Consider the following 566-nt stretch of genomic DNA (forward strand, 5'->3'; position numbering starts at 1 on the left):
GCACTTATGTTAGGTGCGGTTGGTATTCAAGTAGGGACACGTTTTGTTGTTGCAGATGAATCAAATGCCCATGATAACTTTAAAGAGCGTATCATTAAGGCAAAAGATATCGACACTGTATTAACTGGCGAATCTACTGGACATCCAGTCCGTGTATTACGGAACAAATTGACCAAAGAATATCTTAAAGTAGAAAAAGAAGAAGCAAGTAAGGCTAATCCTGATTGGGACAAACTTGAAGCGCTTGGATCAGGTGCTTTACGTCGTGCTGTTGTTGAAGGGAATTTAGACACAGGTTCATTTATGGCCGGCCAAATTGCCGGATTAGTGGATAAACGTGAAACAGTTTCAGAAATTATTCAATCATATATGACGGAATGTAAAGAAACAATTGCTGCTCGAGCAAGTGAATGGCTTTAAAGCTGAGAATTAAATTGACATATGTGAGCAGTGGGATGGTTTGTGCATTTCACTGCTTTTCTATTAAGAGGAGACGAACATGGCAATAGCTTTTTTATACGCTGGTCAAGGCGCACAGTATACAGGGATGGGGCAAGACTTACTCA

The 566-nt window shown here is 40.3% G+C and carries 1 protein-coding gene; it reads left to right on the forward strand.

Annotation, left to right across the window (positions count from 1 at the left end; genetic code table 11):
- On the forward strand, window positions 1-420 hold a 420-nt coding region (locus ACRCJ0_RS18795; RefSeq protein WP_431391722.1), incomplete at its 5' end, for a nitronate monooxygenase.
- Window positions 421-566 lie beyond the last annotated feature (146 nt).

The sequence above is a fragment of the Aerococcus sp. L_32 genome (assembly GCF_050689315.1).